This is a genomic window from Streptosporangium sp. NBC_01755, from assembly GCF_035917995.1.
In the GTDB taxonomy this organism is placed as follows: domain Bacteria; phylum Actinomycetota; class Actinomycetes; order Streptosporangiales; family Streptosporangiaceae; genus Streptosporangium.
The window spans coordinates 3,570,561-3,595,451 of sequence record NZ_CP109131.1 but is presented as its reverse complement, the minus strand read 5'-3'; the positions used below and the strand labels follow the sequence as shown (position 1 = coordinate 3,595,451).

Annotated in this window: 25 protein-coding genes, 1 tRNA gene and 2 pseudogenes; 17 read left to right on the top strand and 11 right to left on the bottom strand. The window is 68.0% G+C overall.

Annotation, left to right across the window (positions count from 1 at the left end; genetic code table 11):
• Nucleotides 1-58: 58 nt before the first annotated feature.
• Nucleotides 59-2,716: a bifunctional acetate--CoA ligase family protein/GNAT family N-acetyltransferase gene (locus tag OG884_RS16800; RefSeq protein WP_326646289.1), complete on the top strand. Its 2,658-nt coding sequence runs from the start codon at nt 59-61 to the stop codon at nt 2,714-2,716.
• Nucleotides 2,717-2,947: 231 nt separating this feature from the next.
• On the opposite strand, the pseudogene OG884_RS16795 reads toward OG884_RS16800, so the two are convergent.
• The 4 genes and pseudogenes from OG884_RS16795 to OG884_RS16780 form a co-directional block, all read right to left on the bottom strand.
• Nucleotides 2,948-3,058, bottom strand: a pseudogene (locus OG884_RS16795) (ATP-binding protein); the annotation flags it as partial.
• 674 nt (nt 3,059-3,732) lie between these two features.
• On the bottom strand, nt 3,733-4,002 hold the full coding sequence (locus OG884_RS16790) for a hypothetical protein (protein ID WP_326646288.1): 270 nt from the start codon (nt 4,000-4,002) through the stop codon (nt 3,733-3,735).
• A 136-nt stretch (nt 4,003-4,138) separates the two neighbouring features.
• Entirely contained in the window at nt 4,139-4,822 is a 684-nt protein-coding gene (locus OG884_RS16785) for a hypothetical protein (protein WP_326646287.1), read from the bottom strand.
• A gap of 362 nt (nt 4,823-5,184) precedes the next feature.
• Nucleotides 5,185-5,267: transfer RNA gene (locus OG884_RS16780), tRNA-Leu, on the bottom strand.
• A 166-nt stretch (nt 5,268-5,433) separates the two neighbouring features.
• Here OG884_RS16780 and OG884_RS16775 point away from each other — a divergent pair.
• From OG884_RS16775 to pknB, 7 genes are all read left to right on the top strand, one after another.
• Nucleotides 5,434-6,174, top strand: a complete 741-nt coding sequence (locus OG884_RS16775) for a DUF3662 and FHA domain-containing protein (RefSeq protein ID WP_326646286.1) — start codon at nt 5,434-5,436, stop codon at nt 6,172-6,174.
• Between the two features lie 17 nt (nt 6,175-6,191).
• Nucleotides 6,192-6,659, top strand: coding sequence for an FHA domain-containing protein FhaB/FipA (locus OG884_RS16770; protein WP_326646285.1), 468 nt, complete (start codon nt 6,192-6,194; stop codon nt 6,657-6,659).
• Nucleotides 6,656-7,981 carry a PP2C family protein-serine/threonine phosphatase gene (locus tag OG884_RS16765; RefSeq protein ID WP_326646284.1) on the top strand — a complete coding sequence of 442 codons (1,326 nt, stop codon included), beginning with the start codon at nt 6,656-6,658 and terminating at the stop codon, nt 7,979-7,981. Before OG884_RS16770 ends, OG884_RS16765 begins: the two co-directional genes overlap by 4 nt.
• Before the next feature lie 4 nt (nt 7,982-7,985).
• The gene (locus tag OG884_RS16760; protein WP_326646283.1) at nt 7,986-9,365 is read left to right on the top strand and encodes an FtsW/RodA/SpoVE family cell cycle protein; all 1,380 of its coding nucleotides are present in this window, start codon (nt 7,986-7,988) and stop codon (nt 9,363-9,365) included.
• Nucleotides 9,362-10,819: a peptidoglycan D,D-transpeptidase FtsI family protein gene (locus OG884_RS16755; RefSeq protein ID WP_326646282.1), complete on the top strand. Its 1,458-nt coding sequence runs from the start codon at nt 9,362-9,364 to the stop codon at nt 10,817-10,819. Before OG884_RS16760 ends, OG884_RS16755 begins: the two co-directional genes overlap by 4 nt.
• Nucleotides 10,816-12,381, top strand: a complete 1,566-nt coding sequence (locus OG884_RS16750; RefSeq protein WP_326646281.1) for a serine/threonine-protein kinase — start codon at nt 10,816-10,818, stop codon at nt 12,379-12,381. Before OG884_RS16755 ends, OG884_RS16750 begins: the two co-directional genes overlap by 4 nt.
• 82 nt (nt 12,382-12,463) lie before the next feature.
• Nucleotides 12,464-14,317 (top strand): Stk1 family PASTA domain-containing Ser/Thr kinase, encoded by a 1,854-nt coding sequence (gene pknB, locus OG884_RS16745; RefSeq protein WP_326646280.1) that lies wholly within the window; start codon nt 12,464-12,466, stop codon nt 14,315-14,317.
• A gap of 243 nt (nt 14,318-14,560) precedes the next feature.
• On the opposite strand, the gene OG884_RS16740 is transcribed toward pknB, so the two are convergent.
• The 3 genes from OG884_RS16740 to OG884_RS16730 all read right to left on the bottom strand — a co-directional run bounded on the left by OG884_RS16740 (nt 14,561) and on the right by OG884_RS16730 (nt 16,032).
• Nucleotides 14,561-15,133: an anthranilate synthase component II gene (locus OG884_RS16740; RefSeq protein ID WP_326646279.1), complete on the bottom strand. Its 573-nt coding sequence runs from the start codon at nt 15,131-15,133 to the stop codon at nt 14,561-14,563.
• A complete protein-coding gene (locus tag OG884_RS16735) occupies nt 15,130-15,288 on the bottom strand; it encodes a hypothetical protein (RefSeq protein ID WP_326646278.1) in 159 nt (52 codons plus the stop codon). Before OG884_RS16735 ends, OG884_RS16740 begins: the two co-directional genes overlap by 4 nt.
• A gap of 99 nt (nt 15,289-15,387) precedes the next feature.
• Nucleotides 15,388-16,032, bottom strand: coding sequence for a class E sortase (locus OG884_RS16730; RefSeq protein ID WP_326646277.1), 645 nt, complete (start codon nt 16,030-16,032; stop codon nt 15,388-15,390).
• Nucleotides 16,033-16,243: 211 nt separating this feature from the next.
• On the opposite strand from OG884_RS16730, the gene OG884_RS16725 reads away from it, so the two are divergent.
• Nucleotides 16,244-16,489, top strand: a complete 246-nt coding sequence (locus OG884_RS16725; protein ID WP_326646276.1) for a cell division protein CrgA — start codon at nt 16,244-16,246, stop codon at nt 16,487-16,489.
• A 49-nt stretch (nt 16,490-16,538) separates the two neighbouring features.
• Here the strand turns inward: OG884_RS16725 and OG884_RS16720 are convergent, their stop codons facing one another.
• Together OG884_RS16720 and OG884_RS16715 are read right to left on the bottom strand one after the other, a co-directional pair.
• Entirely contained in the window at nt 16,539-17,414 is an 876-nt protein-coding gene (locus OG884_RS16720) for a rhomboid family intramembrane serine protease (protein ID WP_326646275.1), read from the bottom strand.
• A 151-nt stretch (nt 17,415-17,565) separates the two neighbouring features.
• Nucleotides 17,566-18,102, bottom strand: coding sequence for a peptidylprolyl isomerase (locus tag OG884_RS16715; RefSeq protein ID WP_326646274.1), 537 nt, complete (start codon nt 18,100-18,102; stop codon nt 17,566-17,568).
• A gap of 206 nt (nt 18,103-18,308) precedes the next feature.
• Here OG884_RS16715 and OG884_RS16710 point away from each other — a divergent pair, with 206 nt between their 5' ends.
• Together OG884_RS16710 and OG884_RS16705 are read left to right on the top strand one after the other, a co-directional pair.
• Complete coding sequence (locus OG884_RS16710) at nt 18,309-18,857, top strand: hypothetical protein (protein ID WP_326646273.1); 549 nt, start codon at nt 18,309-18,311, stop codon at nt 18,855-18,857.
• 89 nt (nt 18,858-18,946) lie between these two features.
• Entirely contained in the window at nt 18,947-19,087 is a 141-nt protein-coding gene (locus OG884_RS16705) for a hypothetical protein (protein ID WP_326646272.1), read from the top strand.
• Between the two features lie 130 nt (nt 19,088-19,217).
• Here the strand turns inward: OG884_RS16705 and OG884_RS16700 are convergent, their stop codons facing one another.
• The gene (locus OG884_RS16700; protein ID WP_326646271.1) at nt 19,218-19,811 is read right to left on the bottom strand and encodes a hypothetical protein; all 594 of its coding nucleotides are present in this window, start codon (nt 19,809-19,811) and stop codon (nt 19,218-19,220) included.
• A gap of 175 nt (nt 19,812-19,986) precedes the next feature.
• Between OG884_RS16700 and OG884_RS16695 the strand changes: the two genes are divergently transcribed.
• The 5 genes and pseudogenes from OG884_RS16695 to OG884_RS16675 all read left to right on the top strand — a co-directional run.
• Entirely contained in the window at nt 19,987-20,655 is a 669-nt protein-coding gene (locus OG884_RS16695; RefSeq protein ID WP_326646270.1) for a response regulator transcription factor, read from the top strand.
• Nucleotide 20,656: 1 nt separating this feature from the next.
• Nucleotides 20,657-22,018 (top strand): sensor histidine kinase, encoded by a 1,362-nt coding sequence (locus OG884_RS16690; protein WP_326646269.1) that lies wholly within the window; start codon nt 20,657-20,659, stop codon nt 22,016-22,018.
• Between the two features lie 39 nt (nt 22,019-22,057).
• On the top strand, nt 22,058-22,468 hold the full coding sequence (locus OG884_RS16685; protein ID WP_326646268.1) for a Rieske (2Fe-2S) protein: 411 nt from the start codon (nt 22,058-22,060) through the stop codon (nt 22,466-22,468).
• A 506-nt stretch (nt 22,469-22,974) separates the two neighbouring features.
• On the top strand, nt 22,975-23,859 hold the full coding sequence (locus OG884_RS16680; RefSeq protein ID WP_326646267.1) for a L,D-transpeptidase family protein: 885 nt from the start codon (nt 22,975-22,977) through the stop codon (nt 23,857-23,859).
• Between the two features lie 93 nt (nt 23,860-23,952).
• A pseudogene (locus OG884_RS16675) lies at nt 23,953-24,054 on the top strand (YnfA family protein); the annotation flags it as partial.
• 9 nt (nt 24,055-24,063) lie between these two features.
• On the opposite strand, the gene OG884_RS16670 reads toward OG884_RS16675, so the two are convergent.
• Nucleotides 24,064-24,384, bottom strand: coding sequence for a hypothetical protein (locus OG884_RS16670; protein ID WP_326646266.1), 321 nt, complete (start codon nt 24,382-24,384; stop codon nt 24,064-24,066).
• Nucleotides 24,385-24,580: 196 nt separating this feature from the next.
• Here OG884_RS16670 and OG884_RS16665 point away from each other — a divergent pair, with 196 nt between their 5' ends.
• Nucleotides 24,581-24,847, top strand: coding sequence for a hypothetical protein (locus OG884_RS16665; protein WP_326646265.1), 267 nt, complete (start codon nt 24,581-24,583; stop codon nt 24,845-24,847).
• Nucleotides 24,848-24,891: the final 44 nt, after the last annotated feature.

Here is a 24,891-nt window from a genome sequence, read left to right as displayed (position 1 = left end):
TGACTTCGAGGGGATTAGGCCCCTGGGTCGAGCATCATCGGTGACGCACGCTCGGGTCATGCTCCGCTACGTGGACGACGAGTGCGACGTGCTGCTGCGTGACGGCGGAATCGCGCATGTCCGGCCGTTGCGCGTTTCCGACCGGGACGCCATGCACGCCCTGGTCGACCGGTCATCCGAACGCTCGGTGTACCTGCGGTTCTTCACCGGCGGAACCGACACGGCCCACGCTTACGTGGACCGCCTGACCAGCCCTGGGTACCAAGGTCATGCACTGGTGGCACTCGCCGCCGGCCGGGTGGTCGGCGTCGCGGAGTACATCCCCGACGCTCAGCGCCCCGAGGCCGACATCGGGATCCTGCTGGATGACCGGATACATGGCTGTGGACTCGGCACCCTGCTGCTGGAGCACATCGCTCTCGACGCCGCCCAAAGGGGGATCGAGCAGTTGACGGCCACCGTCCTCGCGGGCAACCGGCAGATGCTGCAGGTACTCGGCGATCTGGGCCTGCCGGTCGAACGGCGGTGCCGGCAGGGCGAGATCGAATCGCGTATCGCCCTGCGCCCCACGGCTCATCTGCTGGAGCAGATCGAGAAGCGGGCGCACGAGGCCGAACGCAACTCCCTGGCCCACATGTTCTCCCCTGGTTCGGTCGCCGTCGTAGGGGCTGGCCGGAACCCGGCAAGTGTCGGACACCGCATACTGCGCAACCTGATCACCGGCGGTTTTCCCGGGCCTGTGTATCCCGTGAATCCCAACGCCACGCAACTGTGCGGCCTCCCCGCCTACCCCACCGTGGCTGCCATACCGGGACCGGTGGAACTCGCCGTGATCGCCACCCCGGCCGACACAGTGCCAAAGGTCGCCAAGGACTGCGCGCGACACGGTGTCCGAGGGTTGGTGGTGGTGAGCGCCGGATTCGCCGAAGCCGGGAAAAAGGAGCTGGAAGCCCGGCTACTCAAGATCTGCCGGGAATCAGGAATACGCCTGGTAGGTCCCAACTGCCTGGGTATCGCGAACACCGCCGCTTCACTGAACGCCGGCTTCATGCCCAGCCTGCCCAGTGAAGGCAGGCTCGGGCTGATGTCGCAGTCGGGGGCCGTGGCGGTCGCCCTGATCGAACGAGCCGGCGAACTGGGGCTCGGCGTCTCCTCGTTCGCGTCAGTCGGCAACAAAGCCGACGTCAGCGGCAACGACCTGCTCGAATACTGGGAGGACGATCAGGCCACCGCAGTCATCGCCATGTACCTGGAGTCCTTCGGCAACCCGCGCCGCTTCGGCCGCATCGCCTGCAGGGTCAGCACGCGCAAACCGATCATCGTCGTCAAGAGCGGGCGCAGCGTCTCCGGCGGCCGTGCCGTCCGCTCACACACCGCCGCCGCCGCGACGCCCGACAGGGCGGTGGACGCGCTGCTGCGGGCATCAGGCGTGATCCGCGAGGACAGCGTCCAGGACATGCTCGATACCGCCAGGCTGCTCGCCTCCCAGCCCCTACCCACCGGCCGGCGGGTCGCGGTCGTGGGCAACTCCGGCGGCCCGGAGGCCATCATGGCCGACGCCTGCGAGCAGCGAGGGCTCAGTGTCCCGGAACTATCCACCGTCACACAGAACGCCCTGCGAACCCGTCTTCGCGCGGCAGCCGCCGTCCCCAACCCAATCGACCTCACCGCCGACGGCGACGCCAGGGAATTCGCCGCGGCGATCGAGATCGTCCTGGCCGATCCGGGGATCGACGCCCTGTTCGCCGTATACACGCCCCCGTTCGGCTCGGGCATGGAAGCGACGCGAGATGCCATCGCGGCCGCCACCGTGGGGTCGGCCAAGACAGTGCTCGCCTGCGTCATGGGACAAGACGGGATCATCGACGGCCGAATCCCCTGCTATGCATTTCCCGAGCAGGCGGTCCACGCCTTCGGCCGCGCCGCCGACTACGCCGCTTGGCGAAAACGGCCCCTGGAGCCGCCGGAGGAAACCAACGGAGCGGACGTCAAAAGGGCTCGGGCGATCGTCGAACGGGACCTCGCGGCGCACCCCCAAGGACGCTGGCTGGACATCTCTCTCGCGACCGCTCTGTTGTCCTGCTACGGCATCTCGGTGGCCGAGTCCGTGACAGTCGATGGCCCTGAGAGCGCCGCCGAGGCCGCCGCCCGGGTCGGCTTCCCGGCGGTCGTGAAGGCCACCGGCCCGCAGATCGTCCACAAGACCGACCTTGGGGGCGTCCGGCTCGGCCTGCGCACGCCGAAGGAGGTCCGGCAGGCCTACCGGGACTTGACCGAGCGGGTCGGCCCTGCCATGTCCGGTGCGATCGTGCAGCACGTGATGACCGGAGGCATCGAGATGATCGTCGGTGGCGTCGCGCACGAAGCGTTCGGGCCCCTCATCATGGTCGGTCTCGGCGGCACCATCACCGAGCTTCTCTCCGACCGCGTCTTTCGGGTGCCGCCGATCAGCCACGCCGAGGCCGCACGAATGATCGGAGAACTTCGATGCGCGCCGCTGCTTTCCGGCTATCGGGGAAGCCCTCCCACAGACGTGAAGGGACTGGAGAATCAGATCGTGCGGCTCGGTCATCTCATGGACGACCTGCCGGAGATCGCCGAGATCGACCTCAACCCCGTCATCGTCACACCGACCGGTGCCACAGCCGTAGACGCACGCGTCCAGCTAGCGCCCGCCACCGCCCGGCCGTCTCTGCTCCGCCGCAGACTACGCTGAGCCGCGACCGCACCCATGCATCGGCTGGGAGATCACCCCAAACCGCTTCCGATGGCCCTGCACGGATGATCACTTCCGGTGAGGTTCCCCCAAGGCCAGGTAGTTAGCGTTTTCGGGTGCCTGTCAAGGGTGTCAACGGACACGCCGTAGTCTTGGTGGGCGGTCGGTAGTTCTCCGGGCTGACGGTCAGCGGAATTCCAGGCCGATGGCCAGTTGATCTATGGTGGGTGGTCAGGTCAGCGGGACGACACCGCGACCGGAGAGGGCCTCGGCGAGGCGGTGGCTGTCACCGTTGGTCTGGACGAGGTGGGCATGGTGCAGGAGCCGGTCGACCGTCGCGGTGGCGAGATGCGAGAGATCGCTTTGACGTTCACTTACCCACGGGTTAACGGATCGCTCTCAGGGGGAGCGCGAGAAAGGTGTTTCGCAAAGCCGGAATCGAGTCCAAGGTGGCCGATAATTAGAGACAGCAAAAGGCTGACATGGATTCCACGACGGGAAGTCGGCTGCTAATCGCTGCACGTCGGGATCGGCGCAGGCAGGAGTGGAATTCGCTTCGACACGCTGCTTTATCTTCCGGGTGCTGCCTCACTGCGAATGCAGTGCCGTCTCATGCGGGATCAGTACGGCATCCAGGAGGCCGCTCCTGTTTTTCTGCACGCACTCCATCATGCACGCGGCTGCTGGGAGAGGGCTCATCATGCGCTAGCCAAACTTGAACGTGATATTGACCGGGCGCGCGAGGAGATCACCAAACCGGAGACCACCATGCATGCTCTGGAGCACTGGGAAAGCGCGGCGGCCTCTCACACACCGCTCCCGGAAACCTCCCAAGGTCAGAGCGCTGCCCAGCCCAAAGCAGCCGACACGGCGACACCGCGCAGAAGAGGCAGGCCCGCCAGCCCACGAATGATCAAAGTCCTGGACCTACTGAACATGAAAGCTCGACGTGACACGCGATCATGCCTCTGACCTGCAGTGACAGGCACGTTCCGGGTAACGTCGACCTTTGATCATCAGTACTCAAGCAGGACCCAGCCAGTCGGTGGAAAAACCGTCAGATCGCCGATGCCATCGGCGAAGACCCACGGCTCCTGCGAATGACACTCAGCTACCTGGTTGACGACGGGCGTCTTCTCAAGAATACAAACGCCTGCTATCGATACAGCGGCGAAAATCAGAAAGCCGAGCAGCACTGAGCAGACAACCGCCATGTGAACACGATTTCCCCGCATGTGCGAGGAGAAAGAAGGGCCGCCGTCGAGAAGCAGCTCGACGGCGACCACAACGACAATCCCAGATACCCATCTGACACGGCCCCGGCATCTTGGAGCTTTGACCGGGTTTGATTCCTTGTGTGTGGCTGGTAACGGCGTTCACTTCAGGGGACGGCCAGGCCACCTATCTGTTTCGACCCGGCCATCACGCCCGCGGCAAGAACACCGTCACCGGCTTCCTGTCTCGCACCCACGACGCGCCCGGCACCCCCGTGCTGAAGATGGGACGGCTGCGGTCCGGCCGGCTGGTGGAATTGATGGAGAGCGGCGTTCCACTGACCACCATCGTGGCCGCCGCCGGTGTCGACTCCCTGCACGCCCTGTCACGGGTGCTGCCCTTCGTCCGCGGCGTCAGCGTCGACCAGGCGGTGTTGCCCAGACCGCCGCGATCACCGACCTTTACCGGCGCCAGATCGCCGCCAGGACCGCTTATGAGCTCGCGCCGAAAGGCAGACCCGACAGCGAAGGTCACGAGCGCCTCACCTGCCCTGCGGCGGCCGGGAAGGTCCGGTGTCCGATCAAGCGCACCGGCATCGGCACCAACCCGCGTCTGCCGCTTGTCCATCCAGCACCCAGCCCGGTCGGCCCACCGAAGATCTGCCGCCAGCACAGCATCACCATCGCCCCCGAGCACGGCGCCAAGCACACCCAGGCACTGGCCTATGAAACCACCGACCAGCAACGGGTCTACCACCGGCTGCGTAACAGCACCGAAGGCTTCAACGGCTATGCCAAGGACGACGCCCACGAGGCCATCGAGCGCTCCCAGGGGCGCCGCATCCGCGGCATCGCCGCCCAGAGTCTGCTGCCGGCCTTCCAGCTCGCCCACGCCAATTTTAGAAAAATTTTTAGCCGGCTTGACTCGCTGCCCCGTGCCAACGGCCGGCCCCGCAGGCGCATCCGACGCAGAGCCACCAAGCCTCTGGCCGATTGGAAGCCCTGAACGATCACCATCGCAGGTGAGAGCCGTACAGCACCGCTAGACCGGTGCCAGTAGGCCTGGCGGCCGTCTCAGCCGTGGGCGTAATGCACGCAAGCCAGACGAAAGTGATCTGCAAGCCGGTCGGGATAGACATCTCCGCGTGTCCAAACGCCGCGCGGAACCCCGTACAAGCAAAAAAGCCCCGGCTCTTGCGGAGCGGGGCTCTCTTTCGTCACTGTGGAGCCACCGATTTCATCGGTAGCCCCTTGTGGGCGAGGAGGGATTTGAACCCTCACGTCCTTTCGGACACACGGACCTGAACCGTGCGCGTCTGCCGTTCCGCCACCCGCCCTTGTTGGGTGCGGTCGAAACATTAGCACGTATCAGCCGGTACCCACGAACCCGGATACGATCCTCCTAGATGCGAAAGCGGAGCAGCTGGGTGCGAGAGAGCGAGGACCGAGCCAACGAGCCCCCAAGCGGCCGCGACCACATAGACGGAGGAGGGGAGGTACCCGGTGGGAGTCCTTCAGCGTTTCGAGCGGAGGCTCGAAGGCTTGGTTGAAGGGGCCTTTGCGCGGGCGTTCAAATCTGACCTTCAGCCGGTAGAGGTCGCCAGTGCGGTCCAACGGGAGATGGACGAGCGGGCGGCGATCGTCGCCCAAGGGCGCACTCTCGTGCCCAACGACTTCGTGGTCGAGCTGTCCACGACCGACAGCGAGCGGCTGGAGGTCTACGCGGACAGCATCGGCCACGAGCTGGCCAACCTTGCCAGGGAGTACGCCAAGGAACAGGGCTACTCCTTCGTGGGGCCGGTCAGGGTCCGCTTCGAGACGGCCGACGACCTCGCGGTCGGCCTGTTCCGCATCCGCTCGGGCGTGATCCGCGGCGCGACGGTCGAGCAGGACGAGATCCGCCAGCCGGTGAGCGACGTGCCCACCGCGAAACCACACGCGTTCGGAGGTCGCCCCCGCCTGCTGGTGTCCACCCAGGACGACCCGCAGGGCCAGCGGTCCTTCGATCTGACAACACCGGTGACCCTGCTCGGCAGGGGCACCGACTGCGATCTACGGCTGGTCGACCCGGGTGTGTCCCGGCACCACGCCGAGCTGCGGGTGGAGGGCCCCCAGGTCGCGCTCGTCGACCTCGGCTCCACGAACGGCACCTTCGTCAACGGCCAGCCGGTTCGCCGGGTCGAGCTCCAGAACGGCACTCGCGTGACGCTGGGGCGAACGACTCTGGTTTTCCGGCGCGATTAAAGGTAAATAGACGGTCCATGTCCGAGCTCACGCTGCTGCTGATCCGGCTCGCTTTCCTCGCGGTGCTGTGGTTCTTCGTGATTGCCGCGGTCGGCGTGATCCGGACGGACTTGTTCGGATCACGCACGGCCGCCACCGTCCCCGCGCGCAAGGTTCCCAAACCGGCGAAGCCCGCGGCCAAATCCAAGAAGGGGGAACCACGGCAGATGGTCGTCACCGGTGGCCCCCTGCAAGGCACCACCATTACCCTCTCGGAGACGCCCATCACCATCGGCCGGGCGAACGACGCGACGCTGGTAGTCAGCGACGACTACGCCTCCAGCCGGCACGCCCGGCTCTTCCCCCAGGACGGTCAGTGGATCGTGGAAGATCTCGGCTCGACCAACGGCACTTATCTCGACCGCTCAAAAGTCACCCGTCCGACTCCGGTGCCGCTCGGTGTTCCGATCCGCATCGGCAAGACCGTCATCGAATTGCGCAAATGACCATCGCACTCCGTTACGCCGCCCGCTCTGACGTCGGCCTCCTCCGCGAAGGCAACGAGGACTCCGCCTACGCCAGCGGCCGCCTGCTCGCCGTCGCGGACGGCATGGGCGGCCACGCACACGGCGAGGTGGCCAGTTCGGTCGCCATCGCCGCGCTGTCCTCACTCGACGCGGACGCCCAGGGAGGTGACCTGCTCAGCGCCATCGAGGCAGCGGTACGCGACGCCAACCGCAAGCTCCACGAGATGGTGGGCCGCGACCCCGGCCTCAAGGGCATGGGCACCACCCTCACCGCCATGCTCTGGTCCGGGACGAGGGTCGCCCTGGTCCACGTCGGCGACTCCCGGGCCTACCTGCTGCGTGCGGGAGAGCTCTACCAGATCACGCACGACCACACGCTGGTGCAGTCACTGGTGGACGACGGCCGGATCACCGCCGAGGAGGCCGCCACCCATCCCCAGCGGTCCATCCTGCTGCGGGCGCTCGACGGCAGCGGCGAGGTCGATCCCGACCTGTCCCTGCGCGAAGCCCAGGTCGGCGATCGCTACCTGCTCTGCTCCGACGGCCTGTCCGGGGTGGTGAGCGCGGAGACCCTGCACCACACGCTCTCCACGATCGAGGATCCCGACGGGGTGGTCCGCACCCTCATCGACCTGGCCAACCGGGGCGGCGGTCCCGACAACATCACCTGCGTCCTCGCCGACGTGCTGGAGGTGGCCGAGACCTTCGTGCCACGTACCGAGGCCGCCGTGGTCGGCGCCGCCGGCTCCGGCATGCCGAGGTCACAGCCACCGGACACCCCGGCGGGGCGCGCCAGCGCGGTCACCATGCCGCAGCCGGTCATCCCCGACGACGATCCCGACGAGCCGATCATCAGGTCCGTGGCCCGACCGGCCAAACGTCGCCGGCTGTGGCCTCTTGTCGCCGTGGCGGGCGGCGTCGTCGTCATCGGAGGCGGCCTAGGCTGGTACTTCGGGGGACAGTGGCTGGATGATCAGTACTTCGTCGGGGCCAAGGGTAACGAGATCGTGGTTTTCCAGGGTGTGAAGACCAACCTCGGCCCCTTCGAGCTTTTCGACGTCGCCCGGAGCACCACGGAATCGATTTCGACCCTTGGCGCGTTCCAGCAGGGCCAGGTCCGCGACGGCATCCCCGTCCCCACCGTCGAGGCGGGCCTGGAGAAGATCGAAGAGCTGAAGTCGTCCGCGGCCAAGGCCGACGAGAAGGCCGACGAGAAGGCCGAGCCGACCACATCGCCGAGCGCCTCCGCGTCCTCCACGCCCCCCGTCCCCAGGGCCCCCGAACCCACAAGGACACAGTGAACACATGAGCACCCCTAGCGCCGAGCCTGTCCCGCTTCCCGCCAAACGGCGGGTGGCCCAGCTGGCGATGCTCGCGTTCGCGGTCGCCATCGTGATGCTGGCGTACGCCAATGTGGGGTTGGCCCTCGACAAGCAGGTCCCCGCGGGAATGCTCACCTACGGCCTCGGCCTGGGCGGCCTCATGCTGGCCGCCTACCTGGTGCTGGCCAAGTTCGCGCCCTGGGCCGACCCGCTGATCCTGCCGCTGGTGACATTGATCAACGGCCTCGGGCTGGTGATCATCTACCGGCTTGAGGCGTCCGGCATGGACGGAGCCTCGGCCACCAACCAGCTGCTGTGGACCGCCGTCGGGGTTGTCATGTTCTCCGTGACGCTGATCGTGCTGCGCGACCACCGCGCGCTACAGCGTCTGACCTACACCGCGGGTGCCGTCGGCCTGGCCCTGCTGGTCTCGCCGCTGCTGCCGTTCATCGGCCAGGAGATCAACGGCGCCCGCATCTGGATCGGCATCGCCGGCTTCACACTCCAGCCGGCCGAGTTCACCAAGCTCGCCCTGGTCGTCTTCTTCGCCGGTTACCTGGTCGCCAAGCGCGACGTGCTGGCCCTGGCCGGGCGTCGGCTGCTCTTCATCGATCTGCCCCGGGCCCGCGACCTCGGTCCGGTCCTCATCACCTGGGGCCTCAGCCTGGGCGTGCTGATCCTGCAGAAGGACCTCGGCTCCTCGCTGCTGATCTTCGGCACCTTCATCGCGATGCTCTACATCGCCACCCAGCGCACCTCGTGGGTGCTCATCGGCATCCTGCTCTTCGTCGGCGGGGCGGTGCTGGCGGGGCTGATCTTCGATCACGTCGCGGCCCGCTTCGAGGTCTTTCTCAACCCGGAGGACCCGGAGCTGTACGAGCGCACGTTCGGCGGCAGCTACCAGCTCATGCAGGGCCTGTTCGGCATGGGCCAGGGCGGTGTGCTCGGCACCGGGCTCGGCCAGGGGCATCCCGACCTGATCCCGCTGGCCTTCTCCGACTTCATCTTCACCGCCGCCGGCGAGGAGCTCGGCCTGACCGGGCTGATGGCCCTGCTGATGGTCTACGCCCTGCTGGTGGAGCGCGGCCTGCGCACCTCGATCGCGGCCCGCGAGCCGTTCTCCAAGCTGCTGGCGGGCGGCCTGTCGTTCATCCTGGCGTGGCAGGTCTTCATCATCGTCGGCGGCGTGACCAACCTGATCCCGCTGACCGGCCTGGTCACCCCGTTCATGTCCCAGGGCGGATCGGCGCTGCTGGCTAACTGGATCCTTATCGCGCTGCTGGTACGCATGTCGGATACGGCGAGGAAGCCTCCGCCCCAGGCCATCCAGGACGAAGGAATGACGCAGGTGTTCCAGCGATGAACGGTCCCCTCAAGCGCGCCGCCTTTGCCTGCATGCTCATGTTCGGCCTGCTCATGATCAATGTGAACTACCTGCAGGCCGTACGGGCGGAGGATCTGCGCGACGACTCGCGCAACACCCGCAACTTCTACGCGCGCTACGAGGTCGAGCGCGGCCGCATCACCGCGGGCGACAAGGTCCTCGCCGAGTCGGTCGACACCGGCGACCCCGAGTTCCGCTTTCAGCGGCGCTATCCCGAGGGCAAGATCTACGCGCCCATCACCGGGTTCTTCGCGCCCGAGAGCGAGCGCGACATCGAGCGGGCCGAGAACAGCCTCCTCGACGGGACGAGCGCCGACCTGCTGATCCGGCGCAGCATCGACCTGTTCACCGCCAAGCAGACCAAGGGCGCCAACGTCGACCTGACGATCAACCCCAGGGCGCAGGAGGCCGCGTACAGGGCGCTGGGCGCCAGCGGCAAGAAGGGCGCGCTGGTCGCGATCGAGCCGAAGACCGGGGCGATCCTCGCGATGGTCTCGATCCCCACCTACGACCCCAACCCGCTCTCCAAGCCCAGCAAGCCCGACGTCAACAAGGCCTACAACAAGCTGGACGAGGACGAGGACAAGCCACTGGTCAACCGGGCCATCGAGCGCACCTACCCGCCGGGGTCGACCTTCAAGGTGGTCACCATGGCGGCGTACCTGGAGAGCGACGACAGCATCGGCCCGGAGACCCAGGTCGACGCCCCGCAGGTGCTCGACCTGCCCAACACCACCGCCGACCTGCCCAACTACGGTGGCGCGGCCTGCGGTGCCGGGCGCGTGACGCTCTCGTTCGCGCTGGAGAAGTCCTGCAACACCCCGTTCGGCAAGATCGCCATGGAGCTCGGCTACGACGCGCTGCGCGACCAGGCCGCCAAGTTCGGCATCGGTGGCGAGCCGTTGTCGATCCCGCTGCCGGTCGCGGGGAGCGGGATCGGCCCCGAGGAGGACCAGGCGGCCCTCGCCCAGGCGTCGATCGGCCAGCGCAGCAACCAGATGACCACGCTGCAGATGGCCATGATCGCCGCCGGTATCGCCAACAACGGCGTGGTCATGAAGCCGTACCTGGTGAACAAGATCGCGGATGCCGAGGGCGGCGAGATCGAGGCCGCCGACCCCGACGAGCTGGACACCGCGATGAGCGAGGACAGCGCGCGCAAGCTCCAGGAGATGATGGTCAACGTCGTCAACAAGGGCACGGCGAGCGCGGCGCAGATTCCGGGCGTGACGGTCGGCGGCAAGACCGGCACCGCCGAGACCGCCAGGGGCCAGGACCCGCACGCGTGGTTCATCTCCTTCGCCCCCGCCGAGGACCCCAAGGTCGCCGTCGCACTGATCGTCGAATCCGGCAGCGCCGGCAGCGACGCCTCCGGTGGTCAGACCGCCGCCCCGATCGCCAAGAGCGTGATGGAAGCGGTGCTGGGTAGATGACCGCGTTGCTCGGGGGCCGATACCGCCCGCTGGGGCGTATCGCGTCGGGCGGCATGGGCGAGGTATGGCGGGCCAGGGACGAGTTGCTCGGCCGCGAGGTCGCGGTGAAGCTGCTCCGCGCGCACGTGGCGGAGGATCCCGCCTTCCGGCTGCGCTTCCGCTCCGAGGCCCGCATCGCGGCCGGGCTGTCCGATCCGGGCATCGCACAGGTCTTCGACTACGCCGAGACCGACGGCGTCGCCTACCTGGTGATGGAGCTGGTGCCCGGCGAGTCCCTGGCCGGCATCCTGGCCCGGGACGGCTCGCTGAGCCCGAAGGTCGCCCTCGACGTGGTCCATCAGACCGCCAGGGCCCTGCAAGCCGCGCACCGTGCGGGAGTCATCCACCGGGACATCAAGCCCGGCAACCTGCTGGTGACCGAGGCGGGCGTGATAAAGATCACAGACTTCGGCATCGCCAGGGTGCTGGAGGCCGCGCCGGTCACCCAGACGGGAGTCCTGCTCGGCACCGCCCAGTACGTCAGCCCCGAGCAGGCGTCCGGCGACCCGCTGACACCCGCCACCGACATCTACTCGCTCGGGGTGGTCGCCTACGAGTGCCTGGCCGGCCGGGCGCCGTTCCTCGCCGAGACGCAGGTGGCGATCGCTCTGATGCACATCGGCGAGCCCCCGCCGCCGCTCCCGGCGAGCATCCCGCCCGCGGTCCGTGACCTGGTCATGGCGTGCCTGTCCAAGGACCCGCTGCGGCGCCCGGCCGGTGCCAGGGAGCTGTCGGAGCGGGCGGACGTGCTGCTCGACGCGCTGGCCGCCACCGACGTCACCGGTCTTGGCATGCTCACCGACCCCTCGGGCTGGCGCGCGGAGCCCGCGACCGAGTGGCCGCAGGAGATCACCTCGGCCATGGCCGCCCCCATCGCCCCCGGGCCGGTCCCCGGTTCGGGCTCGTACGCGGACGCGGGTTCCGGCTCGTACGCGGACGCGGGTTCCGGCTCGTACGCGGACGCGGGTTCCGGCTCGTACGCGGACGCGGGTTCCGGCTCGTACGCCGGTGCGGGAAGAGGTCCTGGTGAGGGCGCCGGCGGGGGTGCCGGAGCAGGCGGGACGCCCCCGGGTGCCGTACCGGCACCTCATCGGCGCCGTCGCCTGCGCAGGACGACGGCGATCGTCGCCGCGGTCGCGGGATGCGCCGCCGCGGTCGGGTTGGGCTCGCTGGTGGCCCGTGAGCTGGCGAGCCAGCCCGGCGGCAGCGCGCCGGAGAAGCCGGTCGTACGGTCGAGCCCGGCCACCAAGCCGCCGACGGCCAGACCGAGCGGGAGCACGCCTGCGGCGAGCAGACCACCTGCCCCGCCGACGAGGACGGTCCGCCCCTCGGCCACGCCGTCGGCTACGGTAAGCACATCGGCCACGCCCACCGCAAGGCCGAGTACGCCGCCACCGCCCAGCCCCAGCCCGAGCCCGACGATTCCCACCCCTACGCCCACCACCACGACGGTGACACCGAGCCCCACACCGAGTACGACTCCCGAACCCGGCGATACAGACCAGCCGAATGAGGAGACGTGATGCGGCAACGGGTCGATGATGGACACCGGTGGCCCAAGAGCTCACCGGCACCCAAGATGAACGGTAAGGGACAGTGCAGGAAATGACTCAGCCCCGACGCCTCGGCGATCGCTACGAGCTTGACGGCGTCGTCGGGCGTGGCGGCATGGCCGAGGTCTATCGCGCCCGAGACATCCGGCTGGATCGGATCGTCGCCATCAAGACCCTCCGCGCGGACCTGGCCAGGGATCACATCTTCCAGGCGCGTTTCCGCCGGGAGGCTCAGTCCGCCGCATCGCTGAACCACCCGTCCATCGTCGCGGTCTACGACACCGGCGAGGACGTCTCAGAGGGTGCGCCTGTTCCCTACATCGTGATGGAGTACGTCGACGGCCGCACGCTGCGCGACCTGCTCCGGGCCGACCGGCGGCTGCTGCCCGAGCGTGCCGCCGAGCTGGTCGACGGGATCCTGCGGGCACTGGACTACAGCCACCGTGGCGGCATCGTCCACCGGGACATCAAGCCGGCGAACATCATGATCACCCGTAACGGCGACGTCAAGGTCATGGACTTCGGCATCGCCCGCGCGATGGCCGATTCGGCCGCGACCATGACACAGACCGCCCAGGTGATCGGCACCGCCCAGTACCTCTCGCCGGAGCAGGCCAGGGGCGAGCGGGTCGACGCCCGCAGCGACCTCTACTCCACCGGTTGCGTGCTGTACGAGCTGCTGACCGGACAGCCCCCGTTCACCGGCGACTCGCCTGTCGCGATCGCCTACCAGCATGTGCGCGAGGAGCCGATCCCTCCGTCGCAGATCGACCCCGACATCCCCCCGTGGGCCGACGCCATCGTGCTCAAGGCGATGGCCAAGGACCCGGCGCACCGCTACCAGAGCGCCGGGGAGATGCGGGCCGACATCCAGCGGGCGATGTCCGGCATCCCGACGGACGCCCAGACCATGGCCATTTCCAACAACTACGGCTCGGCCACCCGGACGATGCAGGCTCCCGGGCCCGGAGGCCCGGCCACCCAGCGCACCACCGCCGTCCCGGCGTACGAGTACGGCGAGGAGGGGGGCGGGCGCACCGGCGAGCGCGGTCGGCGCCGGCAGCAGAGCAGCAACACCGCGGTCAAGACCGCGGCGTGGATCCTCATCCCCCTGCTGGTCATCGGCGCCTTCATCGGCGTGGGCTACATGTTCCTCAGCTCCCCCGGCACCCCCGTCGCCTCGGGCAAGGTGAAGATCCCTCCGCTGGCCTCGCAGACCGTGGAGGCGGCGACCAAGGCGCTGACGGACCTCGGCCTGAAGGTGAAGACGCTCCAGGCGTTCGACGAGGAGATACCGAAGGGTTCGGTGATCGACACCGAACCGGCGGCCGACACCGAGGTGGACAAGGACTCCGAGGTGACGCTCAAGGTCTCCAAGGGCATTGAGAAGGTCGAGGTGCCCTCCGTGCTCAACATGACCGCGGAGGACGCCAAGAGGGCCCTTGAGGACGCCGGCTTCGAGGTCAGCCTGCAGAGCAAGCCCTCCAGCCGGAAGCAGGGCGTCGTCTTCGAGACCCTGCCCGAGGCGGGTAAGAAGGCCAACAAGGGCAGCACCGTACGAATCTACGTCCCCAAGGAGGCGGTGGAGGTTCCGGGCGTGGTCAACCTCACGGTCGGGGACGCCAAGAACATGCTCAAGGAGGCGGGCTTCAAGTGGAAGGTCGTCGAGCAGCCGAGTGACCTTCCCCAGGACACCGTGCTGAGCCAGTCTCCCGAGGCGGGTGGCAAGTACCAGCCGGGGACGACGATCACGCTGATCGTGTCGAGCGGGCAGCCGCCCGAGCCGACCGAGCAGCCGACCTATCCGTCCGAGGAGCCGACCATTCCCGAGGAGCCGACGGAGGACATGCCCACGGAGCCCGACGACGGCACCATCTTCGATGAGTCGCCGCCCGACGGGACCTGACCCGGAGCACATGAGGAAGGCCCCCGCGCGATCACGCGGGGGCCTTCCTCATTCCCGTGATCTTCCGGCATCACTCGTGCGAGAGGTCTGGAAATCACCCGTGCGGGAGGTCCGGAGTTCGCCTGTGCGAGAGGTCTGGAAATCCCCCGTGGAGAAGCCTGGAAACGGGGAAGAGCCCTTCCGCCACTCGGGGGCGATGGCGGAAGGACTCTCACTGGTCAATCGCCCAGGAAGGGCGCCGCGTTACAACAATCTTTCAAGCCAGTTCCCAAGTAGCCGATGACCGTGCTGGGAGATCACCGATTCGGGGTGAAACTGCACCCCCTCGACGGGGGCCGTACGGTGGCGCAGGCCCATGATCACGCCGTCACCGGTGGTCGCGGTCACCTCAAGGATCTCGGGAACCGTCCCGGGCAGGACCGCCAGCGAGTGGTAGCGCGTCATGGTCGCCGGCGACGGCAGGCCGGTGAAGACCCCGCGCCCGTCGTGCGTGATCGCGCTGGTGCGACCGTGCACCAGTTCGGGGGCCCGCGACACGGTCGCGCCGTGGGCGACGGCGATGGCCTGATGCCCCAGGCAGACACCGAGCAGTGGGATGCCGTGGGCCTCGCAGTAGCCGACGAGCGGGACGCTCACCCCCGCGTTCTCCGGGGTGCCGGGGCCGGGACTGATCAGAACCCCGTCGAAGCCGGAGGCGTCCTCGACCCTGACCCGGTCGCGCGGGCGCACGTCGCAGGTGGCGCCGAGCTCACGGAGATACTGGACGATGGTGTGGACGAAGCTGTCGTGGTTGTCGACGACGAGGACACGGCTCATAGGCCCACGCCGGTCAGGTCGAGGGAGATGCGGGGTTCGATCCAAGGGAACACGACATACCAGAGTACGGCCGCGACCAGGCCGACCAGTACGGCGGCGGTGAACACCCTGACCGCGAGGTTTCCAGGAAGCAGCCGCCAGATCCAGCCGTACACGAGACTCCTTCTCCGGGTTGTCGGGGTTGGTTGTCGGGTTCTCCGGGTTGTCGGGGTTGGTTGTCGGGTTCTCCGGGTTGTCGGGGTTGGTTGTCGGGGCTATTCGGGGCGTTCGAGGCGGTTCTGGCTCCTGTCCAGCTCGCCGAAGACGACGAGCCGCTGGGCTGCCGAGTACTCCGGGTGGCAGGTGGACAGGGTGATCGTCGCCTTGGTCGGCGCCTTTCCCGGTCGGTCGGGGACCGGGGCGATGACGTCGACCTCGGTGGGGTCGACGACGCGCCTGCCGGTGACGCGGTAGGTGTAGCGGGCCTCGCGGGCGTCGACCACGATGCGATCGCCCCACCGGAGCTCGTCGATTCGGCCGAAAGGAGCGGCATAGGTGGTCCGATGCCCTGAAAGAACAAAATTACCGATTTTTCCTGGCATGGCGGTGCCGGGGTAGTGCCCCGGCCCCATCATCAGCCGGTCCTGGTCGACGCCCTCCACGACGGCGTACCGGTAGTCGTCGCCGAGCCTGGGAATCGACAGCAGCGCCACCGCCCCGCCCAGCCGGACCGGGCCTGGCCCATGCCCGGGACCATGCCCGGGACCGGCCTTAACACCCTCGATGAGCTGCCTTTGCAGCAGCACCTGCTGCTCAGCGGTGTAGGAGCCGGTGCCCCACAGCAGGTAGGCGCAGAAGAGCAGGACGACCAGACCCGTGGTGACACTCAGATCGCCCATGGCCCTCAACACGGCTCTCACGGAGTCAGGCTAACGAGCGGGACACCCGCCCGGCGGGAGCGGATCACGGGCCCGGCAGAACATTTGCCGCAGGATGGTGCCTCACGGAATCGCCATGGCCCACCTGCGCGGACTATCCTTACACGGGACTTCACTCACCAGCGACTACGCTAATCGACATGGCCTGCGCACGGTCCGGATCGCGCAGGGTTGACGCAGGAGAAGAACCCCAGTGCCCAAGCCCAAGACTCGCAAGAAGCCGGTATACACCCCGCCGCAGACATCACAGCAGATCAAGATCAGCCCGCGTTGGCTGGCGCCGGTCATGGTGACCTGCTGGATCGTCGGCATCCTGTGGATCGCCGTCTACTATGTGGCGCCCACCGCACCCGTTCTCGGCACCCTCCAGAACTGGAACCTGCTGGTCGGGTTCGCCTTCATCATCCTCGGGGTGATCCTGTCCACCCGCTGGCGTTAGCCTTTTCCACAGGCATTATCCACACCCTGGGGAAGCATCAGGGTGTGGATCAACCGTAGATGCCGAGTTGGGCCTGGAGGGCGAACGGCGGCAACGCCAGCACCAGCACGACCAGAACGACCAGCATCGCCGCGCAACCTCCCCACTGGACGGCATCGCGGCTCCTGGCCGGGGCGAAGGCGAACACCGCCGCGACCAGGGAGCCGGCGATCAGGCCGCCGAGGTGCCCCTGCCAGCTGATGCCGGGGACCACGAAGGTGATCACGGCGTTGATGCCGATCAGCCAGAGCACACCCTGGACGTTGTAGCCGAGCTTCCTGCCGAGTACGAACAGCGCGCCGAACATGCCGTAGATCGCACCCGAGGCGCCGACCGCGGCGATGCCGAACAGGTAGATCGCGACGGACCCGCCGAGCGCCGCAAGGAGATAGAGCGCCAGGAACCTGGCCGAGCCGAGGCGCCGCTCCAGCTCCGGGCCGATGGCGTAAAGGGCCCACATGTTGAACACGATGTGGGTCAGGGCCCAGCCGCCACCGCCGAGCGGCATGTGCAGGAAGGCCCCGGTGATCAGGCGCCACCACTCGCCGTTGTAGGCGACGGCGTAGGAGTTCATCGCGAAGTTGTCCAGCACCCAGTCGGTGCGCACGGTCTCGGCGAAGTAGGCCAGGACGTTGAGAACCAGCAGCGCCCAGGTGACCCGGGGCGTGACGACCGCCCGGCCGCCGAACACGGACTGTGCCTGCCGCATGCCCCTGTTGCCCTCCGCCACGCACTCGGGGCACTGGAAGCCCACCGAGGCCTCGCGCATGCAGTCGGGGCAGATGGGGCGCTCACAGCGCTGGCAGCGGACGTAGGTCTCACGCCCTGGATGCCGGTAGCAGTTGGGGACAACGGTGTTGGGGTCGCTGGACGGCTGGGTGGTCATGGTCTGTGGCTGGCCCCTTCGCGCGTTCTGTTATCCCCAGACTGCCAGCCTATTCACGATCCCGAGTGCCCGTACACACACAAACAGTGGCTGAGCGGCATCGGCCGGAAATGCGAACGGCGGCCTCCGGGGGAGGCCGCCGGGCGAAAGGTCAGCTCTGAACGCGCTCGATGGTCACCGACTCCAGGACCACGGGCTCGGTGGGGCGGTCCCGGGCGTCGGTATCGGTCTTGGCGATGGCGTCGACGACGTCCTGACCCTCGATCACCTCACCGAAGATGGTGTGCTTGCCGTTGAGGTGAGGCGTGGGCACCACGGTGACGAAGAACTGGGAGCCGTTGGTGCCGCGGCCCATCTGGATGCCGGCGTTCGCCATGGCGAGCAGGTACGGGCGGTTGAAGTAGAGGTCCGGGTGGATCTCGTCGTCGAACTTGTAGCCGGGACCACCGACCCCCTGGCCCAGCGGGTCGCCACCCTGGATCATGAAGCCCGAGATGACCCGGTGGAAGATGGTGCCGTCGTACAGCTTGTCGGTGGACTTCTGGCCGGTCTCCGGGTGCACCCACTCGCGGGTGCCCTCGGCGAGCTCGACGAAGTTGCGCACGGTCTTGGGCGCGTGATCCGGGAAGAGCTGGACCTTCACGCTACCGCGATTGGTGTTGAGGTTCGCGATCAACTTCTCAGCCATGATCGGACTGCCCCCTTCAGGTTGTGGCAATGCCTATGCAACGTATTGCTTTTGTAGCGCTTTGACGATTTCGGCCGGAACCGATCCTCATGCCATCCTCCCACGGGCCGTCATGATTGAGCCGCCTTCGAGCGGGAAGGGGTGGCGACGGGGCCCCAACGAATGGGGAGGTTGTTGTGCCTCTAGCACTGTTTGGAAAGCGCCACATGAAGATCGTGGCTCCGGAAAGGCGGCTGCGCCACGCGAAGGCTCAGGCTGTCCTCGTCGTGGATCGGGTCAGCCCGCTGGCCGGCCAGGCCCGCGACGTGGTCTACCAGGCCCGTGACATGGCCGGCCAGGCTCGTGACATGGCCGGTGATAAGATCATCGTCGCACGCGGGTGGGCGGCACCGAGGCTTGACGCCGCCGCGCACTCGATCGAGGAACAGCTCGCGCCGAAGCTCAGCGCCGCGCTGTCCCAGGCCGCCGCGAAGATCGATCCCAAGCCCACCAAGTCCCGCGGATGGCCGATGGCCCTGCTGGTCATCGGCGTCGCGATCGGAGCGGCGGGCTACGCGCTGTACCGCAAGAACGCCGACCAGTGGGCGGACACCCTGAAGGAGAGCGCCTCCGACGCGTCCCATTGGGTGGGACACAAGATGGAGACGGTGACGGGCAAAGCCTCCAACGTGACGGACGACGCCACGTCGAAGGCCGACGAACTGGGGGGCAAGGCCGACGCCAGGGCGGAGCACACGTCCAGGAAACTGCCCTAGCGGTACGACATACGCCGGTCGGCCGACCACGGCGTACGTCACCTGTCAGCGGTGGGGCCCGCACCTTCGAAGGTGCGGGCCCCACCGCTGTGCGGGCCGGCGCCATGGTCGGCCGCTTCGAGTACGACGGCCACGTCGGTCACGGCCTGTACGAGTACTGGACCCTGGGTCCGCACCCGACCTTCCCCGAGGGCCGGGACTCGACCGGGAGCCGAGTCACCGAGGACTGAGCCGCACCGGCCCCTACACGGTGCGGCCTGCCAGGTCGGTCCGGCACCGGTTGGCTGCGAACCGGCCGGAGTCACTCCCGCACGGGTTTCCCCGGCCGGTTCGCAGGTCTTCAGGGCCGCCTCCGCGAGGCTACTCCTTCTTGAAGCAGGTGACCTTGGGCTCGTCACCGGAGAGCGCGCTCATGACCCTGACCGCGGCATCCCCGGCCCCCTCGCCCCCTTCGGCCCCCTCGGGAACGTCCTCGGAGAACACGGTCACCATCCCTGCCTCCGGAGCCCCGGGCCCCGCGGTCCCCGCAGTCACCGTGGGAGCGGCCATGACCTTGATGTCCTTGCCGGGAGTCACGCCTTCGGGGAGAGGGGGAAGCTCCTTCGCGTCCCCCGCTTCCGCCGGGACGCTCCTGACGATCGTGACGTGGGCGGCCGGCACCCCGGCCTCCCCGGCGATCGTGACGTGGGCGGCCGGCACCCCGGCCTCATCGGCCCGTCCCGAGGGCGCGGTGGACACGAAGGGCAACGATCCGGCCTTCTCCAACTCCTTGATCTCGGCTTCGGTGAGCCGGTGCGTCGTCAGGGTCACATGGCCGCCGCCATCGCACTGGATATGCTCGGTGCCTTCCTTGGGGGCGGGCGTGGGCGTGTCGTCGGCGCTGGCGGCCCCGGTCAGGGTGGCCATCAGTGCCCCCGCGGTCACCACGGCGGCGGCGAGCATGCGGATGCGCATGGGCGTTCTCCTTGTCAGGCGGATCTATCAGGCGGATCTATAGGCGGACCCGTCAAGCGGACCCGTCAAGCGGATCTGGAGATCACAGGCTCCCGCCCGCTGCCTGAACCCAGCCTGAAGACGACAGAAATCATCTTCAGGTTGGCTTTAGGCACGGTGCGGCACGCTGGGCGGTATGCGCGTGCTGCTGGTTGAGGACGAGAAACGTCTGGCCCATCTACTGAAGGAGGGGCTGGCGGGCGAGGGGTTCGCCGTCGACGTGACGTACGACGGGCGCGACGGACTCTGGATGGCGACCGAGAACCCGTACGACGTGATCGTGCTGGACGTCATGCTGCCCCGGATGAACGGCTACACCGTCTGCGCCAGGCTCCGCGACGCGGAGAACTGGACGCCGATCCTGATGCTCACCGCCAAGGACGGGGTGCACGACGAGGCCGAGGCCCTGGACACGGGCGCGGACGACTTCCTGTCCAAGCCGTTCTCCTACGTGGTGCTGCTGGCCCGGCTGCGCGCACTGGTACGCCGGGGCGGCCACGCCAGACCGGTGTCCATCGCGGTCGGCGACCTGACCGTCGATCCCGCGGGGCTCCGCTGCCGCCGTGGGGAGGTGGACATCCCCCTCACCCCCAAGGAGTTCGCGGTGCTGCACGGCCTGGCGCGCAGGCAGGGCGAGGTGGTCTCCAAGAGCGACCTGCTGGCCCAGGCTTGGGACTTCTCCTACGACGGCGACCCGAACATCGTGGAGGTCTACATCAGCGCGCTCCGCCGCAAGATCGACTCTCCGTTCGGCCGCTCGTCACTGGTGACGGTGCGCGGCGCCGGCTACCGGCTGGAGGCCTGAGATGGCGTCACGCCTGTCGGTAAGGCTCAGGGCGACCCTCGCCGCCACAGCCATCGTCGCGGTCGCGCTGGGCGTGGCGGCGGCGGTGCTCATCGGCGTGCTGACGGGGAGCCTGACGCGGAGCGCCTCCAACGAGGCCGTCCGTCGCGCCGACGCCACCGCCGAGGTGCTCACCGGCGGCGTGGCGCTCGCCGGAACGGCCGCCGACGGTCTCAGCCTCTCGAAGACGACCCTCCTCGACCCCGACGTCAAGATCTTCACGTACCCCGCACCACCGGCGCTCTTGGCCCGGACCTCGACCGCCGTCCCATCGACCGGGGGAGAACCCCCGGAAGTCGTGAAGGTCTTCCAGGGCGGCACCGCGTCCCAGTCCACCGAGGTGGCGCAGTGGGCGCCCGGCGACTCCTTCGCCCTGGCCACGATGCCCGTGGACACCGCCGACGGCATGATGTTCGTGCAGGCCCGGGCGTCGCTGGAGCCGACGGGGGACGCGCTGCGGGCACTGTGGGGCCTGTTGCTGCCCGGCATCCCCGCGCTGCTCCTGCTGGTCGCCGTCCTGACCTGGCTCGTCGTCGGCCGGGCACTGGCACCGGTCTCGGCCATTCGCACCGAGATGGCCGACATCACCGCGAACGACCTGCACCGGCGGGTTCCCGTACCGCGGTCGCGCGACGAGATCGCCCGCCTCGCCGAGACCATGAACCGCACGCTCGACCGCCTCGAACTGGCGGTCGGCCGGCAGAAGCGCTTCGTCGCCGACGCCGCCCACGAACTCCGCAGCCCGCTGGCCATCTTGCGGACGCGCCTTGAGCTGGCTCCGCCGGGGCCGCTGGCGGCCGAGGCGCTGACCGACGTGGAGCGGATCCAGGCACTCACCTCCGATCTCCTCCTGCTCGCCCGCCTGGACGCGGGAGAGCCCACCTGCCACGAGGAGGTGGACCTCGGCCAGGTGACCGCCGAGGAGGCGGCCAGGTCTCGGCCCAGATCGGAGATCAGGGTGGCGCTGGAGGTGGCGGCCGACACCGTGGTCCTCGGCTCGGCCGGGCAGTTGCGGCGCCTGGTGGCCAACCTGGTGGACAACGCCGTACGCCACGCGAGCTCCGCGGTCACCGTCCGGCTGTCCACGGACGGCGGCGAGTCGGTGCTCGACGTGTGCGACGACGGCCCCGGCATCCCCGCCGAGCACCACGAGGCGGTCTTCGACCGCTTCACCCGGCTGGACGAGGCCAGGGACAGGGACGCGGGCGGATCGGGCCTCGGTCTGGCCATCGCCAGGGACATCGCGGTACGGCACGGCGGCAGCCTGCGCATCGTCGGGGAGGAGCGCGGAGCCTGTCTGCAGGCCCGCTTTCCTGTGATATGAACCACACACGTGATCCATTCGCCCCCCAGGAGGCCCGCCATGCCCACCCCCACTCGTCGATTAATGATCTTCCGCGGTCTCGCGGGCGGCGCCGCCGCCGCGATCGCGTCGGCCGTCGCATGGGTACGCCCGGCCGAGGCGGCCGAGGAGGCCGGAGAGACCGCCGGTCCCGTGCTCGCCAAGACCAGCGGCATCCCCGTCGGCGGTGGCCGGATCATCAACGGCAAGTGGGTGGTCACCCAGCCCGTCAAGGGCACCTTCCGTGCCTTCAGCGCCAAATGCACCCACCAGGGCTGTCCGGTCTCCACCATCCGCGGCGGGACCATCAACTGCCCCTGCCACGGCAGCAGGTTCCGGATCGCCGACGGCTCGGTGGCTAGGGGGCCGGCCACGCGGCCACTGGCCCGCAGGAAAATCAAGGTCTCCAAGGGCGTCATCCGGCTCGGCTGATCGGCCGATGCTCCCCTGGATCCCGTACGGGATGTCTTCGTGACGTCCGCGAGCATCCCGCACGCTCCAGAGGGGCACACCCGGCGTTCTCCGGATAGAGACACGCCGCGAGCCGTACAAGACCGTGCGGTCCGGTACGGCTCGCGAGCGGGAGATCAGCGGGGTGCGACATGTCGCACGAGACCAGAAGGCGCGCCCGTGTGCGCAGGTGAGGTCGGGAGCCGAGCACCAAGGACCGGGGGAGGCCGGGGGGCCGGGGGGCCGGGGAAGGCCGGGGGGCCGGGGGGGCCGGTGCGTGGCAACGCATCGTTCACACTCAATGGCCCCGAAAATATCATACATATATCCCTGAAATCACCATATCTCGCCGCCTTAAAACACATATCTACTTTCTCGGGAAAGCCTCTTCACATTAACCGTCGGGTCACACACGGCGGTATAAGTCTTACTTTCTGGCAAGTGGCATTAGAGGGTTAATAATCACTGCCAGCGGATAGACGTCACATATGCGAAGCACCGCCCACCGCTCCCTGATCGCAGGAACCATCTTCGCCCTGGCCACAACCCTGCCCGCCGGCGTCGCGCACGCCGCGATCGACCCCTCCCCGGATTTCCAGCAGGCCCCCCTTCCCGACCAATTCACGATCCTCAAAGTGGGCAGCAGGGGAATCGAGGTCCATAATGTGAAAAAAAGGCTTAGAGATCTGGGTTTCACCCCGGGAAATCTCAGCTTCACGTACGATTCCGCGCTGCGCATGACCGTATGGGCCTTTCAGAAGGCCAACGGGTTGAGGCCCGTCGACAGAATCGACCTGCCGACCTGGCAGGCCCTCCTGCGTCCCAGGCGCATCAGGCCCCTGGTGGGGTACGGAGGGCCGGAGAGGACCGAGATCGATCTACGACGCCGGCTCCTCACCGTGTGGAAGGGCGGGAAACCCGTGCTGGTGACCCACATCTCGACCGGTGCTCGCAGGTCGTACTGCGAGAAGGGCCACTGCGGATTCGCCGACACCCCGGTCGGTGACTACTGGGTCGGGGCACGGGTCCCCGGCTGGTCCACGGGGATCCTGGGATCGATGTTCTACTCCGTCTACTTCAACGGTGGCATCGCCGTCCACGGTTCCACCCTCGTTCCCCGCTTCCCCGCCTCCCACGGGTGCGTCCGGGTCCCGCTGCACAACGCCGTCCCCATCTACCGGCTCCTCCAGCCTGGTGATCCGGTATACGTCCGCCGCCCCGAGGTCCGCGCCGAACGCCGCCCGGAGGCTCGCCCGGAACGACGTCGGCGAATCCCCAGGGCGCGGCCCCCCGAGGCCCCTCGGGACTCCCCCGGGCACTCCTCCCCTTCGCACTCCAGCGGCAGTTCAGCAGGCCGCAAAAATCATCGGTGAGATCGGGAGTTGCATCCTGTACCTCGGTACAGGCTTACCTTCGGGGTGTGGGGGTCGCTCGCGGCGGAGACAGGCGGCCTTGGCGCTGGGGAGAACATGGTGGTGGACGGGTTCCGGCCCGACCGCTGGGACATCATCGGAGCCGCCATCTGCATGCTCGGCGTGCTGGTCATCATGTACGCCCCGCGTGGATGATGACCGTGGTCATCTGGCGGCGTCGGCCAGGGCGATCGCTCGCAGAAGCCCGCAGAGATGAATAAGGTCATGCCACAGGATCACGGGTTCATCCGGCGAACGGGCGAGCAGGGCGTGAATCTCGTCGAGGTCGTCACTTACCTGGCCGACCCCGATATCCGTGGCCGGATCACTCGACATGTCGAATGCCCCCGCGAAGGGAAGATCCCAGTAGTGGTCCGCCGCGATTGATTCCAACTCAACGTGTTCGCCGTGATGCTTTTCCGCCGCGTCGAGCAGCAGGGCGCATGCCCGACGGAGGTCGGCAAGGCTGATGACCATGTCGCTCATGTGGGTCATCGTCTCAAAAAATATACTAATTACAGTGCGAACACTCCCCAAGTGAAGCTCTCGTTGACTAGTGCCCGCTTTTCCGTCAGGTGCACCAATCACCCTGGTGACCGTCAACGGCCCGAAGTAAACCGGTGCCAGGGCCGATGACGCGGGCCTGGCGTCCGCGCTGTTCAACACCACCCAGCAGGTCGGTATGGCCACCGGCGTCGCGGTGCTGTCCACGCTGGCCGCCTCGCGTACCGAGGAGCTGCTCTCCGCGGGCAGAAGCGAGGCGGCCGCGCTGACCGGCGGCTACCAACTGGCCTTTGGCGCCGCCGCCGCTCTGCTCATGGCCGCCTTCACCGTCGCGCTCATCGTGCTGCGGCGGCCCAAGCCGGACACCGCCGCCCAGGACGAGCCCTCCACCGGGCCGACGGTCCAGCCCGGGTCGTCTGATCACCGGTCCGGCCGTGACCTCTGAAGAAGTGAGTGCCACCTGGCTTTACCCTCTCGCGAAACCTTGAC

Coding starts and splice junctions, on each gene's coding strand:
- OG884_RS16800 (WP_326646289.1), top strand. CDS start 59: ATGCTCCGCTACGTGGACGACGAGTGCGACGTGCTGCTGCGTGACGGC.
- OG884_RS16770 (WP_326646285.1), top strand. CDS start 6,192: ATGTCCGAGCTCACGCTGCTGCTGATCCGGCTCGCTTTCCTCGCGGTG.
- OG884_RS16765 (WP_326646284.1), top strand. CDS start 6,656: ATGACCATCGCACTCCGTTACGCCGCCCGCTCTGACGTCGGCCTCCTC.
- OG884_RS16760 (WP_326646283.1), top strand. CDS start 7,986: ATGAGCACCCCTAGCGCCGAGCCTGTCCCGCTTCCCGCCAAACGGCGG.
- OG884_RS16755 (WP_326646282.1), top strand. CDS start 9,362: ATGAACGGTCCCCTCAAGCGCGCCGCCTTTGCCTGCATGCTCATGTTC.
- OG884_RS16750 (WP_326646281.1), top strand. CDS start 10,816: ATGACCGCGTTGCTCGGGGGCCGATACCGCCCGCTGGGGCGTATCGCG.
- pknB (WP_326646280.1), top strand. CDS start 12,464: ATGACTCAGCCCCGACGCCTCGGCGATCGCTACGAGCTTGACGGCGTC.
- OG884_RS16740 (WP_326646279.1), bottom strand. CDS start 15,133: ATGAGCCGTGTCCTCGTCGTCGACAACCACGACAGCTTCGTCCACACC.
- OG884_RS16720 (WP_326646275.1), bottom strand. CDS start 17,414: ATGACCACCCAGCCGTCCAGCGACCCCAACACCGTTGTCCCCAACTGC.
- OG884_RS16715 (WP_326646274.1), bottom strand. CDS start 18,102: ATGGCTGAGAAGTTGATCGCGAACCTCAACACCAATCGCGGTAGCGTG.
- OG884_RS16710 (WP_326646273.1), top strand. CDS start 18,309: ATGAAGATCGTGGCTCCGGAAAGGCGGCTGCGCCACGCGAAGGCTCAG.
- OG884_RS16700 (WP_326646271.1), bottom strand. CDS start 19,811: ATGCGCATCCGCATGCTCGCCGCCGCCGTGGTGACCGCGGGGGCACTG.
- OG884_RS16695 (WP_326646270.1), top strand. CDS start 19,987: ATGCGCGTGCTGCTGGTTGAGGACGAGAAACGTCTGGCCCATCTACTG.
- OG884_RS16690 (WP_326646269.1), top strand. CDS start 20,657: ATGGCGTCACGCCTGTCGGTAAGGCTCAGGGCGACCCTCGCCGCCACA.
- OG884_RS16685 (WP_326646268.1), top strand. CDS start 22,058: ATGCCCACCCCCACTCGTCGATTAATGATCTTCCGCGGTCTCGCGGGC.
- OG884_RS16680 (WP_326646267.1), top strand. CDS start 22,975: ATGCGAAGCACCGCCCACCGCTCCCTGATCGCAGGAACCATCTTCGCC.
- OG884_RS16670 (WP_326646266.1), bottom strand. CDS start 24,384: ATGAGCGACATGGTCATCAGCCTTGCCGACCTCCGTCGGGCATGCGCC.
- OG884_RS16665 (WP_326646265.1), top strand. CDS start 24,581: ATGGCCACCGGCGTCGCGGTGCTGTCCACGCTGGCCGCCTCGCGTACC.